The following is a 16,082-nucleotide window of genomic DNA, read 5'->3' on the forward strand; positions in this document are numbered from 1 at the left end:
TATGTTTTTTGCAATTTTACTATAGACTAAATGTTAATCTGCCAAAATAATATGCTCCACTTGAGCCTTGCTGGTAGTTAGAATACAGATAGAATGTTCTTCTTTCGTGTCTACGAATCTCAGGGTACTGATTGAAAATATTATTTCCTCCAACTGTTAAGCTTAAGCTTGGAGAAAATTTATATGTTAGTCCAATATCTGTTGTGAATTCTGGTGTAAACAATTGATCTGCATATCCTGTTGATCCATCCAATAACGTTCTCATGTTATTATCCAAATCTTCAACAGAGCCATAACGAGTTCCTCTTACTAAAGCTGAGAATTTTCCAAAATCATAGTTTATAGTTCCTATTATTTTTGAGCTCGGCGTACCAGTTTCAAACTGGCCTATAGAGGATCTACTTACGTATTTAGCTTCCAATTCCTCATCTGTCAAAGCTGTATTTAAGTCTGGTACTGTTGCTCCTTCAAACTTGTTCTCTCTAAACGTTCCAGATAATACAATTCCCAATTTATTTTCTCCAACATATGTATTATAATTGGCAACAACCTCTATCCCTTTAGTGCTGATATCTCCTCCATTTATTCTAAAGTTTGCCAAACCAGAACCAATTACAGGTCCTAAAGCTGGTGCATCTCCTGAACTAAAAGTATTTGTTTGGAAAATTCTATCCTTAATATCTATTTTATAAGCATCAACTGTTAAATCCAATTTATCCCAAAGTTTAGTGGTAAACCCAAAACTAATATTTGTGGATTTTTCTTCAGTCAATTGACCAACTCCAATGGCTCTTGCTGCTGAACTACTGTTAGGATATAATGTCCCATCAAAAGGAACTAAATCAACAAAAAATGTGAAACTATGTGAATAATTAAGCTCTTGTAAGGAAGGGGCGCGAAATCCTGTACTAAATGAACCACGAACAGCGAAGTTATCAGATAAAGATAATCTAGAAGCTACCTTTCCAGTAAATACACTTCCAAAATCTGAATAATTTTCTGATCTAACAGCTGCTCCTAAAAAGAAATTATCCGTTACATCTAATTCTGCATCCAAATATGCCGCGATTACAGTTCTAAAACTTTCACTGGCATTCTCAGGGGAAAAGCCACTAAAACATTGACAATTCAAGGCAAAACTTTTCACCAATTCCCTACTAATTCCTGCATATGGTAAAACCAAAGGGTTTCCACCGTCATCTACTATTTGGTTTCCAGAAAGATCTTCCAAAGGAAAACCATCTGGGCCTATTAATACTTCGTTGTCTTCGGATGCGGTGTAAACTCCTGCTTCACCCGCAGTAAAACTCTCTTCTTGTCCCTCCTCTATAACATATTTTTCCATTCTATATTCAACACCACCTGCAATGTTTAGACCTTCCAATACATCATCATAGAATCTTGAAATATCAAGGTTAGCAGTATTTTGTGTAAATGCATGTTTCCCTAAATCCATTTCTGTTGGGGAGGCATTACCTAAACTTGCATTCCATGTATTGAACATATTAAAGTTCATGGAGTTGGTACCAAAAGTATTACTTAAATCAAATTTATATTCTCCCAACATTCCTGTAACACCAGCTGAAAAAGCTAAGTTGGTCTGGTTAGAATATATCTGAGGCCGAAATCCATTTGGAAATAGCTCATAACTAAAGCGATCTGCTTGTGCTGCTCTTCTATAAAAACAACTAAAACCCTCTGTGAATTTAAACCCCATATCTCCAAAGGAATAAAAATTTACATCATCGGATATTGGAAGTTCAAAATTATAAGCCAACGTACCTATATTCATAGCAGGAAGTCCCGCATAAGTGGCAACATCTACCTGTTCTATATCTCTTGCATTCATAAGGCCCTCTACTGTTGTTAACTCAGAAGCTAAAGCTGCATCTCCGTTTGCCAAGGCAGTCACTAATTCTGGATTTGTAATAATAGGATTCCCATTAGTATCTGTCATCTGATTGTTCAAATAATTAGAACTGTACAATGGCGCTCTATTTAAAGCCAGAACTGTAGGTCTTATTGTGCGTTTGGCTTGTCTAAGCATTCCCGTAATATTAAGATACCCTCCATTTTCAAAGCCAAAACCATAATTTCCATCAAATTGATAATTAAACCCATCTGCTCCAGTATCACGATTCAAAGATTTTTCTTCATCAGTCAAATCAGAATCACTTAAATCAGGTGGGGAATTGGGATAACCGCCAACAGTTAATGCACCAGTAAATTTGTTAGTGCCTTTTTTCATTACAATATTCATTACCCCAGCAATGGCATCCGATCCATACTGTGCAGATGCTCCATCACGTAAAATCTCTACCCTTTCTATAGCCGCAGAAGGTATAAGGCTCATGTCAACAGCATTGGAAGGGGTTCCTGTTTGGTTTCCTAGCAATAGTGCAGAACTATGTCTTTTTTTTCCGTTAATTAATACCAACATTTGGTTTGGCGCCAAACCTCTTAGAGAAGGTGGTGCAACATGTGATGCTAAATCCCCCCCTTGTGATACAAATGCGCTAAAAGAAGGAGCAGTTGTCGCAAGCATCTGTGATAAATCTGTTTGCGGAATATTTATGGATTGTTCCGCTATGTTAATTACATCTACCGGTACCGGTGTCGTTAACTTGGTTCTTGCCTGTCCTCTTGATCCAACAACAACAATCTCTTCCAGGGCCTGAGCCGATGTTGATAGTTTTACATTTATGGTTGTTTTACCTGAAATAGGCATCTCTTTAGTACCGAATCCCAAGGAAGAAAAAACCAATATCCCAGTGCTAGGAGCATCGATTGAATAATTTCCATCAAAATCGGATGTTGTACCAGTAGTTGTTCCCTTAATTACAACATTTACTCCTGGTAATGGCTCACCGTTGTCATCCGTCACTTTTCCCGATACTCCAATCTCTTGTGACTGGAGTGTCGAAAAAAAGCTTGGTATAAACAACAACATTAATAACAATTGTTTCATACAAATTCTTTTAAAGGTTGAGTTATGAGTTTTAGTTTTGACAATACTTTATAACCCCATCAATTATTTGACGGGAAACTTATTTGTCTTTGTGTGAAGTAACCGGTTACTGCCAATCAAACAACGTTGTATTGAATGACTACAGCAATGTTAAAGAGAAAATCTGACTATTAAAAAATTATGAAAAAGTGTGGAACCCCTATTTAAAAAGGGATTTCAGTGAAATCTAACGATGTTGTATTTTTTTTGCTCAAAAATATTATATCGTTAGAATTAGCATCAAAAGTTAATTTAAAATTGTCAAAAAAACAGAAAAAATGACATTGATATTTTTTTCATTTTATTAAAAAACTTTAAAAAAATACATGAATCCATATATAATTATGTTTTTTTTTGTCATATCAATTAAAAAAATGCCAAAATATTGATAATTATTATTTATAAAGATTCTAAATAGGTTTTATTGCCTTCCAAACGGGCATTCCAGTTATAAAAAAACGTTCATTCTTGCTAAATTCATCTTAGTTAATCTTTAAATGATGAAAAACAAGCTGGACAAAGTTGACCTTGGCATTCTTTCTCAATTAGCAGAAGATGCGCAAATGCCCTACACCGAAGTCGCAAAAAACATTGATATTTCTCCTGGAACTGTACATATGAGAATGAAAAAAATGAGGGATATGGGCATAATTAATGGCACTACCCTTTGTTTAGACTATTCACATATGGGCTGGAAATTAACTGTTTTTATAGGGGTCTATCTAAGTGAAAGTCGATTTTATGATGAAGTCATTGAAGCCTTAAAAATTATACCAGAAGTGGTTAAAATACACCACATTACTGGCAAGTACGATTTATTTATTAAAGTGCATTCCAAGGATATACATCATTATAGAACCATTTATCAAGACAAAATATTGACCATAAAAGGAGTCAAAAAAACTGAGGCCTTTATTTCAATGGAAGAAAACCTTAACAGGCATATTTTATTTGAAAGTTAGATACTATCTATAAAAATTCATTTCATCCATATACTTCCATACGGCATCGGGCAATAAGGCTCTAATATTTTTGCCTACTTTGTGTTGCTTTCTAATAAATGTAGATGATACTTCAATTATTGGTGCATCAACAATATGGATTTTTGGACAATCTTTAAATTGATGCTCTTCCTTACTTTCTGTAATTCTGGGGTACACATAAATATCGTGATTTTCTAAAATGACTTTATAATTTTTCCATTTATGAAACCCTTTTAGGTTATCCTCTCCCATAATTAATGAAAATTGATGTTTTTTTCCATACTCATCTTCCAAATGTGCCAAGGTATCTATGGTGTAATTTGGTTGGGAAAGATTGAATTCGATTTTACTAGGTTTTAATTTAGGGTAATCCTTGGTAGCTTCAAACACCATTTGGTAACGATGGTGGTTGTCCAAAAGTGTTTTTTTGGTTTTAAAAGGACTTTGTGGGGTAATGACCAACCAAACCTCATCCAGGTCCGAAAATTCCACCATGTGGTTGGCTATTGCCAAATGGCCAATGTGAATAGGGTTAAAGGTGCCAAAATAAAGTCCAACCTTTGCCATTTTTTAGTTCTCTTTTACACCGACAAAATCAGCCACGAGTTTATGCGCTTCATTTAAAGCAGTATCCAAATCATAATTCTTAATGATTTTGTCAAATTGGGGCGCTGTAGCCAATTCAACCGAAGCCTTGGCAATGCGCATATTTATTTTTTCTTCGCTTTCTGTACTACGTTTTTTTAATCGAATCTTTAGTTCATCCACACTAGGTGGTTTTACAAAAACTGCCAGGGTTTCATTGGGAAATTTCTTTTTGATTCGCAATCCACCAACAACATCAATATCAAAAATTACATTCTTCCCTTCAGCCCAAAGGCGCTCAACCTCACTCTTTAACGTACCATAGAAATTATCTCTATAAACTTCTTCCCACTCTATAAAATCATCTTTCTTAATGTGATTTTTAAACTCAGAAATAGACATAAAATAGTAGTTAACACCATGTTCTTCCTTTCCTCTTCTTGGTCTGGATGTTGCAGATACTGAGAAAGCTAGATTTAACTCCTCTTGTCTTAAAAGATGTTGTACAATGGTTGTTTTTCCACTGCCAGATGGTGCTGAAAATATGATAAGCTTTCCCCCTTTCATTATAGAACATTCAACATTTGTTCCTTAATTTTTTCCAACTCATCTTTCATCTGGACTACCAACTGCTGCATGGGTGCAAAATTCGCCTTGGAACCTATGGTATTTATTTCTCTTCCTATTTCTTGTGAAATAAAACCAAGCTTTTTACCATTGGAATCGGCCGAAGTCAATGTAGAAGAAAAATAATCCAAATGATTTTTTAATCTCACTTTTTCCTCAGTGATGTCATATTTTTCCAAATAATAGATAAGTTCTTGTTCAAACCTATTGGCGTCTAGGTCTACCTTTAAATCTGCAACGGCTTTTTCCAAACGTTCCCTTATGGTACCTATCCTATCCCCATCCATTTCCTTAACTTCTTGCAAAAGATTTTGCAAGGATGCAATGCGTTCTATAAAATCATTTTCTAAAACTTTGCCTTCTTCTGTTCTAAAAGCATTTATTTCTGTGAGGGCCTTTTTTAACACCTCTTGTATCACTTTGTACTCCTCTTCATCAATATCTTCCTTGTCCGTTTTTAAGGCATCTGGTAAGCGCATGGCAATTTCTAGTAACTTAAGTTCATCTCCACTTGCTATATTGCCCAATTGCCCAATATAAGTCTTCACCACTTCTTCATTGATTTTTGATGTAGTTTCGTTCCCTGTAAGTTCTATGTACAATCCAAAATCCACCTTTCCCCTTACCAAAGAATTGGCAATGATTTTTCTTATTTCTAGCTCCTTTTCCCTGTAGTTTGAAGGCATTCTAGCATTTAAATCCAAACTTTTACTGTTGAGGGATTTAATCTCTATTGTTATCTTTTTGGATGGAAGTTGCATTACATGCTTTCCAAAGCCTGTCATAGATTGAATCATAAACCAATTGAATTTTGGCAAAGGTAGTTAAAATCCTTCTTAAGGTTTGGAGTTGCCATTTTTGTCAAAATGCTTATTTAGCTGAGTTTCGCACCAATACATTACCGCTCCAATACCTATCAACAAAAGAAATGTTGAAATTATCACAACCACTGTTGATGGAAGAAAAAAATAGAGCAAAAAACTTACCGTCAATATAAACAGTCCAAGAAAGAAGATGGATTTAGCTCCAATTTTGTTGGCATAATGCCAAATCTCCTGATTGTCCATGCTTCTTCTTGTTCTGTACCCATACCACCAATTTATTTCTTTGGGAGGACATCTTAAATAAACATACCCAATAACAGTAATCACCAACCCATTTATTATCGCAGTAAAAAAATCTAACATTTACAGTTCCCTCACCCAAATATTTCTAAAGCTTACCCTGCTATTATCACCATGGTCTTGTAATTGAATTGGACCTTTCCCATGAGCAGGATTCTTTGGCCAACCAATATAAGGTGTGGTTCCTTTGATTTCTACATGGTCTTGTACCAATACTCCATTATGAATTACGGTCATGGTGCCAGACTTAATTTTACCTCCCTCGTCATTAAACTCAGGGGCGTGATAAATAATGTCATACGAATTCCATTCACCTGTAGGAACAGAGGCCATTGCCAAAGGAACATGTTGTTTGTAAATGGAGCCTACTTGTCCATTTACATAGGTAGGGTTGTTGTTATTGTCCAATACCTGAACTTCGTACAAACCAGAAATAAAAACACCGCTGTTAGCACGGCTTTGATTTTCTCCATTTATCTCAGCTGGCGATCTCCATTCTATATGCAACTGTATATCGCCAAAATTCTTTTTTGTTTGTATAAAACCTGTTTTATCTTTTACCGTCATGCTTTTGTCATCATTTAAATGCCAAACTACATCGGTACTATCATTCATCATAATCCATTCATCAAAATTAGTCCCATCAAAAAGAACAATAGCATCACTGGGTGGTGTGCCATTTACTGCTGGTGAAACTTGTGGAACTTTTGGTTCATAAAACTCGGTTTCTTCAGGTTTTGTGGGTTCTCCCTCGCCCATATACTCTTCATATACAATAACTTTTGGGCCTTCATCTACCACCGTTTCCACCTTTGTTTTCTCCTGACAGGCAATAAATAATAAAAGAGCAAATGCTCCTAAGCAATATTTTCTCATTTTAAAGTTCTTTGATTTTTATATTTCTAAAAGCTACCATATTTCCATGATCTTGCAAGCCAATTTTGCCAGTTGTATATTTTCCAAAATGCTCCCATCCATTAAATTTAGATTTGGCAACCATTTCTGACCATTCTGGGTCATTAACAGGAAAAGTGACTATTTCTTCACCATTTAAGACTATAATTCCTTCATTGGTTTTATGGTTTATAGTGATAACACATGTATTCCATTCCCCAGCAGGTTTCACAGCATTTGGAGAGGATGGTGCTACCATATCATATAAAGAACCTGCTTGGTGGGTAGTTCCTGCTTTAGCATCAGGGTGTCTTTCATCATCTAAAACTTGAATTTCTGGACCAGATTGATAGGCTTCGGGTAAAGAATCCAATTCTTTTACTCCCCAAAAAATACCACTATTACCACCTTCACCAATTTTCCAATCCATGGAAAGTACAAAATCTGTATACTCTTTATCTGTCACTATATTAGCTCCTTCCCCATGTCCTTCCTCAGATGGTGTAAACACCATAGCTCCATCTTCCAATTTCCATACATCTGGAACCCCTTCACCATTATACACATGCCATCCGTTAAAAGAAGTGCCATCAAACAAAGAGACCCTTTCTTCTTGTACCTCCATTTTTACTTCCTCTACTGCTTCAACTGCTTCTTTTGCTTTTTCTTTACAGCTTGCTATTACAATAATAAGAGCTGCTATCCATAAAATATTTTTCATATATCTAAGTTAATTTATAATCCTAAAATTCCCTTTAGTAATTCATCATCTGTGCCACCTCCTGCAAAATCGTCAAAAGTTTTTGTGGTGGCCTCAATAATATGTTTTGCAATAAACGGAGCTCCTTCTCTTGCTCCTTGTTCAGGTGATTTCATACAACATTCCCATTCCATCACTGCCCAAACATCACATCCGTACTGAGTTAATTTTGAGAAAATCCCTGCAAAATCAACCTGCCCATCTCCTAAAGAACGGAAACGTCCTGCACGATCTATCCAATCTGTATATCCTCCATAAACGCCTTGTTTTCCAGTGGCATTAAATTCCGCATCTTTAACATGGAATGCTTTTATAAATGAATGATAATGGTCAATAAAAGTTAAATAATCTAATTGTTGCAACACATAGTGACTAGGGTCATATAACATATTTACGCGTTTGTGATTGCCCGTAGCTTCTAAGAAACGTTCAAAGGTAATCCCATCATGAATATCCTCACCAGGATGAATTTCGTAACAAACATCAACCCCTTGTTCATCAAAATGATTTAAAATGGGAAGCCAGCGTTTGGCCAATTCTCCAAAACCCATTTCCACTAAACCTGGAGGACGTTGAGGCCATGGGTACATAGTATGCCATAATAAAGCTCCAGAAAATGTCGGGTGGGCCGTTAATCCTAATCTCTTACTTGCCGTACCTGCTTTTTTAACAGTGTCTATTGCCCATTCTGTACGAGCCTTTGGATTTCCTTTTACAGCATCAGGAGCAAAGCCATCAAACATTACATCATAGGCAGGGTTTACTGCAACCAATTGACCCTGTAGGTGTGTTGAAATCTCGGTGATTTCCAATCCGTAGGAATTTACTTTTCCTTTAAGTTCATCACAATAGGTTTGGCTTTCTGATGCCTTATCCAAATCAATTAAAAATGATTCCCATGTTGGGATTTGAATCCCCTTATATCCTAAATCTGATGCCCATTTACATAATCCATCCAAAGAATTATAAGGTGCTTCACTATCTACAAATTGTGCCAAAAAAACGGCAGGTCCTTTAATTGTTTTCATTCATTCAATATATTATGATGGTTTTGTATTCTGGTAGCGTTTAAAAATTATGCCTTATATTTAATTAATTTTTATTTACTCAATAAAAATCATAAAGGAAAGTTATAAATATAGGGATTACTAAGGAATTTAGAACAATAATTTACGATGGATAACGCTTCAGCTAGAAATTTATGGGGGGATTATTTGGACGCCCATTTAGAGCATATATTTGTAAACACTCCAAAGGTGATGCACTTTTGTGATAATGAAAAGGATGCTAATGAATGTCTTAAATTGGTGTTAGCCAACAAAAAGAAGGCAACATCCCATTCTTTGCTTGGATTACAATATAGAAGTGAGGTTCTGCCAAAACTAGGTGACTTTGCCATAGTTACAGATTGGGCCGGAAAAGCGCAATGCATCATTAGAACAACCGAAGTAAGATTTAAACCCTTTTTTAGTATTGATGCTGAATATGCCAAAATAGAAGGCGAAGGTGATCAAAGCCTTGATTATTGGAAAAAAACACATTGGGACTATTATCAAAGAGAACTGGAGACTTATGGCCGTGTTCCTAGAGAAAGTATGATAGTCGTCTGCGAAAAGTTTGAAAAGGTTTTTGAAAGATAAAAGCCACTGCCCTAAAATATCTTTGAGAACCAGTGGCTTCTTTATTATAATAAACAGAATACTACTCCATTTCTACCCAAGTATTTCCATTTTTATGTGATTCTACAGTACTTTCTATAAAGTCCATTCCACGAACACCATCTAACATTGTTGGAAACTCCCCGTCATTGTATTTCTCTCCCCGAATTGCTTTAGCCGCACCTTTATATATGTTAGCCATGGAATCAAAAATACCTTCTGGATGACCTGCAGGAAGTTTAGTTCCATCTAAAGACAACTCAGAATTATACGCATGTCCTGGTTTGTATATCTGCGTAGGTTCTGTATCACTCATTTTATACAAGAAATTAGGTTTTTCTTGTTCCCAACGGAAAGCTCCTTTCTCTCCATAAATAGAAATAGCAAGACCATTTTCTTCACCTGTAGCAACTTGACTTCCTCGTATCACACCTTTTACATGGTCCCCCATTCTAATAAGTACGGTTCCGTCCACATCCATTAGGTTGTCTTCATAGAGGTAGTTAAAATCACATAATAAAGATTCTACTTTTAATCCTGTAGTAAACTCTACCAAGTTAAAAGCATGCACTCCAATATCTCCCATACAAGAACTAATTCCTGCCTTTTTAGGATCCAAACGCCAAACAGATGAACGTTTTGCCTTGTCATGGATAATGGTATTTATCCATCCCTGGTAATAACGTGCATCTACTTTATGTATTTTTCCTAATGCTCCAGCCTTTATCATTTCGCGCATTTGGCGTACCATAGGATACCCGGTATAGGTATGCGTAAGGGCAAACACAGTTCCTGCATTTTTATGAGCTTCTTCCAATATTTTGGCTTCTTCCAATGTAGTGGTCATGGGCTTTTCACAGATTACGTGAAATCCATTGTCCAACAATTTTTTAGCCATTGGAAAATGCAAAAAGTTTGGAGTTAGAATAGAACATACCTGAATACGCTCTTCCTTTGGAAGCTTTAACTCTTCCTCTACCAAGGTGTCAAAATCCTTATAAATCCTATTGGTTGGGACATCAATTTCTTTTGCAAAAGCAATATTTGCTTCCCAATCTGGGTTAAAACAACCCCCTACAATTTCATAATTATCATTGATGAATGATGCAACTCTGTGCAATACTCCAATAAGGGAATCCCCTCCACCGCCAAGAATTCCTAATCTAATCTTTTTTGCCATTTTACTTTTTAAGCTTTAATATATTTATCTATTCTAAATGTGCTTGTGCTACTCGTTTTTCTTCTAGTTTTTTCCTCATAGCAAATAATACTCCGAAAATAATCAAAACAATTAAAGGGAAGAAAACCATTTTCCCTAAAGTAGCCTTGCCTGCAACCAGTTCTGCAGCATCTTCAGCTATACCCGAAGAAATTGCTTTCTCTTTTGCGCCATCTAACCATGAGCCAATTACAGGTTGCCAAATTGCAGTCGAAAGCATCCCTGCCCCACCTATCAATGACATTCCTAAAGCTCCGGTTTTAGGTAAGTATTCAGAAGTAAACCCTATCATTGTTGGCCAGAAATAACAAACTCCCAAAGCAAATAAAATAGCCGCCAAGTATATCATTGAACCTTCTGCTTGGCTCATAGCATATACTGCAATTGTTGTTACTATGGCAGACATTAATAATACTCCTATAGGATTTATTCTATGGACAATGGGGCCAGCAAAATACCTCCCAACTGCCATAATACCAGTCACCATTGCCAAAACAAGCATCGGGCTTGCTCCAGAATTGCCCAAAATACGTTCTACCCATTGCTGAGGTCCAAATTCCGATATGGCCGTTAACGTCATACATATTAGAATAATGATGAACAAGGGTGAAAGAAGCGCTTTAATATTTAATGATGTATCGGTTTCAATATTTTGACTTTCAGGGAACTTTTGTTTAAAGAACATATACCCATAAATTAAAGTTGGAATAATCATTATCCCAATTTGCGCTTGCCATCCCATTCCAGCATCAGTCATGAATTTTGAAACAAGAGCTCCAATTACAATTCCTCCAGGGAACCAAACATGAAACTTGTTCAATGTTGCGGTTCTGTTATCAGAATACATATCCGCAATCATTGGATTGCATGCCGCTTCTACTGATCCATTAGCAAAACCAATAAAGAAGGTAGAAATTAAAAGAGTCCAAAAGTCTCCTGCAAAAATGGTTAAAACAAGACCTAAAATATGAGAAATAAAGGCCACAATCATTAGTTTTCTAGCTCCAAGTTTGTTATACAAAAGCCCCCCAATCACCGTTGCAATAGGGAATCCAAGAAATGCCATGCTATTTACAAACCCAAGTTGAGTGTCACTAAGACCAAATTGTGCTCCTAATTGGTCAAGAATTCCTGCCCTAATGGCAAACGTCATGGCAGTTACAATCAAGGAGATACATGCTGCTAAAAATATCTGTTTTTTATTTACTTGTACAGTACTCATAATTAATTATTTTGGTTGTTTAATTTACTAGTTTGTTTATCGTTTATAAAAAATATAATCCAATTTTGGTGGTTCTATACTGTTGTTTCTTAAATCCATTAAAATTTGTCCTCTATGGTGAGTAGAATGGTTAATAATGTGAAACAAAATGTCATTTAAGTTACTTGTGAACAATCTTCCTTCAGAATTTTCGTAATCTATTCTTTTTTCAAAATCTGTAGCATTGGTAATTATTTCAAAAGAGCTTCTTTGGTTCTCATAGTGAATGTCTCCCCAAACTTTAATAGGGTGAATATCCCAAACACCATATGTTGCTTTTTTTCCTAAAATTCTTGCATTCCATATATGATGGGCATTAAGATTATGACTAAAAAACTCAATGCTTTTTTCTGGCACTTTGTCCAATGCATTGCACTCTTCAATAAGTTTTTTATTGCAATAAAAATTGTAGTCAAATAGTTGGTTAAAAAAAACTTTCATATAATTTATTACAGCAAGTTTTAATTTAGTTTTGTTACAGCATTCAACAACAGTTCTTTAGTAGCTAAAATACCTTCTTCTTCACCAAGATCCCATCCTTCATATTCCACACCAATATAACCATTATAACCAGCATCTTTTACAATTTGAAGTATTCTTGGATAATCCATTCTAGTCTCATTCCCGTCTTCGTCAAAATTGTAAGCTTTTGCGCTAACCCCTTTTGCATATGGCATTAATTCTTCTACACCCTTATATATATCGTACATATCCGTGCATTCCCACTTATCGTCCTTTCTTTCCATTTTTACACAAAAATTTCCAAAATCTGGCAATGTGCCACAGTTGTCCATTCCTACTTTTTCCATGACCTCTGCCAGCAAGTTTCCTTTAGAAGATAAACCTCCGTGGTTTTCAACAATTACATTAATGTTTTTTCCCTTTGCATAGGTAGCAAGTTGCGTTAGTCCATTTACAGAGTTGGGAATCCATTCTTCCACATCGTTATTTCCTGATAAATTAACCCTAATAGAGTGACAGCCCATCGCTGCTGCTGCATCAACCCATTTATAATGGTTTTCAACAGCTTTTTTTCTTTCTATAGGGTCAGACGTCGCTAAATCTCCCTGACGATCAATCATAATAAGAATGTTCTTCAACCCATATTTTTTAGCTTCAGCATTCGATTTTTCTACAAAAGCTGCCATGGCTTCATCAGAGAAGTTTGCTGCCTCTAGCTCTGGGTAATATAACTGACTCACATATTCCAAACCATCAAATCCCCAGTTTTTTGCTTTTTCAGCAAAAGTGTACGGGTCCACGCTGTCTTGTCTAATCATTTTATTTATAGACCATTGCGCTAGCGATAATTTAAAAAACGGAGCTTTAGTTTCTTCAATTACAGTTTCTGCTTCTTTCTTTTTTGTATCCCTACAAGAAAATGCAACTAATAAAAATAATGACATGCCTAATGCACAAACATATTTTAAAATACTTTTTAATTTCATTCTGTTTTTTAAATTTTTTTATCCTCTATAACGTTATAGTGCGACTCTATCAAAAAGAGTAGCGAATAAATGTAAAGAATTAATTTTATATTTAATAAATTTATGAAATAAACAATTCTATAAATGAGTAAATTCTATTTTAATGAAGAACAGGAGTCGTATGATGCGATTGTTGTAGGAACGGGCATTAGTGGTGGCTGGGCTGCAAAGGAATTATGTGAAAAAGGGTTAAAGACCTTGGTGTTGGAACGTGGCCGAATGGTAACCCATATAGAGGACTATAAAACTGCACATATGGATGTATGGGATTTCCCCAATAATGGAAAACCAAGTCGTGAAGATCTATCTAAACAAGAAAAGCAACATAGAACCGGATATACAACCGATGCTGCAATCCGGAATTGGTTTGTAAATGATTTGGAGCATCCCTATAATGAGACCAAGCGTTTTGATTGGATGCGAGGTTACCATGTTGGTGGCAGATCTATTATGTGGGGCCGCCACAGTTATAGATGGAGTGATCTTGATTTTGAAGCAAATAAAGTTGACGGAACGGCCGTAGATTGGCCAGTAAGATATAAAGACATTGCCCCTTGGTATGATAAAGTAGAATCTTATATAGGTGTTACGGGAGAAAAATTGGGATTGCCCCAATTACCAGATGGTCAATTTGAACCCATGTTTGAATTGAACTGTGTAGAACAACATGTAAGGGAAAAAGTAGCAGAAAATTTTGATGGAAGGGTGATTACCTCTGGTCGTGTAGCTCATATAAATAGTGACAAACAATTTGATGGACGTACACGCTGCCAACACAGAAATAGATGTAGTCGAGGATGCCCTTTTGGAGCTTACTTCAGTAGCAACTCTTCAACATTGCCAGCAGCAGAGCGTACTGGAAACTTAACTTTAAGACCAGATAGTATTGTACATGAAGTTATCTATGATGCAGATACTAAAAAAGCAACTGGTGTAAAAGTTATAGATAGAGTTACAAAAGAAGTTTATGAATTTAAGGCCAACGTAATTTTCCTTTGCGCTTCCGCTATAGCATCAACTTCTATATTGATGCAGTCAAAATCTGACCGTTTTCCTGATGGAATGGGAAATGATTCTGGAGAACTAGGACGCAATATTATGGACCACCATCTTAATGTAGGTGCTGGTGGAAAATTAGATGGTTATGAAGATAAATATTATAAAGGTCGCAGACCTGGTGGTGTTTATGTTCCAAGGTTTAGAAACTTAGGAGGCAAAACCAATAGTAAAGATTTTATTCGTGGATATGGCTATCAAGGTGGTGCCGGCAGGGGTAATTGGGAAAATGCCATTGCTGAAATGTCTTATGGAAAAGACCTTAAAGAAAGTATTCTTAAGCCAGGAGGATGGACCTTTGGAATGGGTGGTTTTGGGGAAGTTCTCCCTTACCATGACAATAAAATGACCTTGGATTATGATAAATTGGATGATTGGGGATTACCAACGGTCACTTTTGATGCCCAATATGGTGAGAACGAATACAAAATGAGAGAGGACATTAAAGTACAGGCAGTTGATATGTTAGAAAAAGCGGGCTTAAGAGATGTACAACCTTTTGATGGTCAAAGTGCATTAGGCTTAGGAATTCATGAAATGGGTACTGCTCGTATGGGCAAAGATCCAAAAACCTCGGTTTTAAATGGAAACAATCAAATCCATGCGGTGAAAAATGTATACGTAACCGATGGTTCCTTTATGACCTCTGCAAGTTGTGTAAACCCATCTTTAACTTATATGGCATTTACTGCAAGAGCTGTGGATCATGCCGTAAACGAACTTAAAAAAGCAAACATATAATGGATAGAAGAATTGCACTAAGAAATATGGGTCTGGCTATGGGATATACCATCGCTGCTCCAACTTTGCTAGGTATTGTACAAAGTTGTAAGACTGAAAAAGTAGCAGAATGGGTTCCAGATTACTTTACTCCAGATGAAGGCTCTGTTTTAAAACATTTGGTTGATATTGTTCTTCCAAAAACAGACACACCGTCTGCTTCAGAAGTTAATGTTCATTTGTTTTTGGATAAATTCATGAATGAAGTTATGGAAAAAGAACAGCAAGACTTTATAAAGATGACCATGGGTAAATTTATTGATAAAGCTTTAAACGATTCTGGAAAAGGAGCTGCTTTGGACCTTTCTCCTGATGATTTGGAACCTGTTCTGGCTAGCGCTTTAAAAATTAGTAAGGAGGAACAAGATTCCAACTTTGAAAGCATACAAACCTATATGGGAGCAGTTTCTGAAGATGAAACAGCAGTTTTGGATGATTCGGTTGCTCGGTTTGCTTTTGCAAATAGTTTAAGAGAAAATACTATTTACGCATATAAGACATCAGAATATGTTGGAGAAGAGGTATTAGCCTATTTACCAGTTCCAGGTCCCGAGTTTATTGCATGTGGAGATCTGCAAGAGCTTACTGGGGGCAAAGCTTGGTCAATATAAGCATCATTAAAATTACAATTCACAAAAAAC

Annotated in this window: 16 protein-coding genes; 4 read left to right on the forward strand and 12 right to left on the reverse strand. The window is 36.1% G+C overall.

Annotated features, from left to right (window positions below; all coding sequences use genetic code 11):
* Positions 1-19 precede the first annotated feature (19 nt).
* Positions 20-2,968, reverse strand: a complete 2,949-nt coding sequence (locus tag AC000W_RS06730) for a TonB-dependent receptor (RefSeq protein WP_474747055.1) — start codon at positions 2,966-2,968, stop codon at positions 20-22.
* Positions 2,969-3,507: 539 nt separating this feature from the next.
* On the opposite strand from AC000W_RS06730, the gene AC000W_RS06735 reads away from it, so the two are divergent.
* Positions 3,508-3,969 carry an Lrp/AsnC family transcriptional regulator gene (locus AC000W_RS06735; protein ID WP_474747057.1) on the forward strand — a complete coding sequence of 154 codons (462 nt, stop codon included), beginning with the start codon at positions 3,508-3,510 and terminating at the stop codon, positions 3,967-3,969.
* 3 nt (positions 3,970-3,972) lie between these two features.
* Here AC000W_RS06735 and nadD read toward each other — a convergent pair whose 3' ends face one another.
* Genes nadD through AC000W_RS06770 form a run of 7 tightly spaced genes read right to left on the reverse strand, consistent with a single transcriptional unit; the run spans position 3,973 to position 9,008 of the window.
* Positions 3,973-4,557: a nicotinate (nicotinamide) nucleotide adenylyltransferase gene (gene nadD, locus AC000W_RS06740; protein WP_474747059.1), complete on the reverse strand. Its 585-nt coding sequence runs from the start codon at positions 4,555-4,557 to the stop codon at positions 3,973-3,975.
* 3 nt (positions 4,558-4,560) lie between these two features.
* On the reverse strand, positions 4,561-5,142 hold the full coding sequence (gene gmk, locus AC000W_RS06745) for a guanylate kinase (RefSeq protein WP_474747060.1): 582 nt from the start codon (positions 5,140-5,142) through the stop codon (positions 4,561-4,563).
* Positions 5,142-5,999, reverse strand: coding sequence for a YicC/YloC family endoribonuclease (locus tag AC000W_RS06750; RefSeq protein ID WP_474747061.1), 858 nt, complete (start codon positions 5,997-5,999; stop codon positions 5,142-5,144). Before AC000W_RS06750 ends, gmk begins: the two co-directional genes overlap by 1 nt.
* A gap of 39 nt (positions 6,000-6,038) precedes the next feature.
* Positions 6,039-6,389, reverse strand: coding sequence for an SdpI family protein (locus tag AC000W_RS06755; protein ID WP_474747063.1), 351 nt, complete (start codon positions 6,387-6,389; stop codon positions 6,039-6,041).
* A complete protein-coding gene (locus AC000W_RS06760) occupies positions 6,390-7,202 on the reverse strand; it encodes a 3-keto-disaccharide hydrolase (RefSeq protein ID WP_474747064.1) in 813 nt (270 codons plus the stop codon).
* A gap of 1 nt (position 7,203) precedes the next feature.
* Positions 7,204-7,941 carry a 3-keto-disaccharide hydrolase gene (locus AC000W_RS06765; RefSeq protein WP_474747066.1) on the reverse strand — a complete coding sequence of 246 codons (738 nt, stop codon included), beginning with the start codon at positions 7,939-7,941 and terminating at the stop codon, positions 7,204-7,206.
* A 14-nt stretch (positions 7,942-7,955) separates the two neighbouring features.
* Positions 7,956-9,008: a sugar phosphate isomerase/epimerase family protein gene (locus AC000W_RS06770; protein ID WP_474747067.1), complete on the reverse strand. Its 1,053-nt coding sequence runs from the start codon at positions 9,006-9,008 to the stop codon at positions 7,956-7,958.
* A 147-nt stretch (positions 9,009-9,155) separates the two neighbouring features.
* Between AC000W_RS06770 and AC000W_RS06775 the strand changes: the two genes are divergently transcribed.
* Positions 9,156-9,620 (forward strand): ASCH domain-containing protein, encoded by a 465-nt coding sequence (locus AC000W_RS06775; protein WP_474747069.1) that lies wholly within the window; start codon positions 9,156-9,158, stop codon positions 9,618-9,620.
* A gap of 61 nt (positions 9,621-9,681) precedes the next feature.
* Here the strand turns inward: AC000W_RS06775 and AC000W_RS06780 are convergent, their stop codons facing one another.
* The 4 genes from AC000W_RS06780 to AC000W_RS06795 are packed head-to-tail and all read right to left on the reverse strand — an operon-like array spanning position 9,682 to position 13,566.
* Complete coding sequence (locus tag AC000W_RS06780) at positions 9,682-10,818, reverse strand: Gfo/Idh/MocA family protein (protein WP_474747071.1); 1,137 nt, start codon at positions 10,816-10,818, stop codon at positions 9,682-9,684.
* A gap of 28 nt (positions 10,819-10,846) precedes the next feature.
* Positions 10,847-12,079: an MFS transporter gene (locus AC000W_RS06785; RefSeq protein ID WP_474747073.1), complete on the reverse strand. Its 1,233-nt coding sequence runs from the start codon at positions 12,077-12,079 to the stop codon at positions 10,847-10,849.
* 36 nt (positions 12,080-12,115) lie between these two features.
* Positions 12,116-12,559, reverse strand: a complete 444-nt coding sequence (locus tag AC000W_RS06790; RefSeq protein ID WP_474747074.1) for a DinB family protein — start codon at positions 12,557-12,559, stop codon at positions 12,116-12,118.
* 20 nt (positions 12,560-12,579) lie between these two features.
* A complete protein-coding gene (locus tag AC000W_RS06795; protein WP_474747076.1) occupies positions 12,580-13,566 on the reverse strand; it encodes a sugar phosphate isomerase/epimerase family protein in 987 nt (328 codons plus the stop codon).
* Between the two features lie 123 nt (positions 13,567-13,689).
* Here AC000W_RS06795 and AC000W_RS06800 point away from each other — a divergent pair, with 123 nt between their 5' ends.
* Positions 13,690-15,402: a GMC oxidoreductase gene (locus tag AC000W_RS06800; protein WP_474747077.1), complete on the forward strand. Its 1,713-nt coding sequence runs from the start codon at positions 13,690-13,692 to the stop codon at positions 15,400-15,402.
* On the forward strand, positions 15,402-16,052 hold the full coding sequence (locus tag AC000W_RS06805) for a gluconate 2-dehydrogenase subunit 3 family protein (protein WP_474747079.1): 651 nt from the start codon (positions 15,402-15,404) through the stop codon (positions 16,050-16,052). The genes AC000W_RS06800 and AC000W_RS06805 overlap by 1 nt, the downstream gene beginning before the upstream one ends.
* The last annotated feature ends 30 nt before the right edge of the window (positions 16,053-16,082 follow it).

Source organism: Saonia sp. (genome assembly GCF_056326165.1).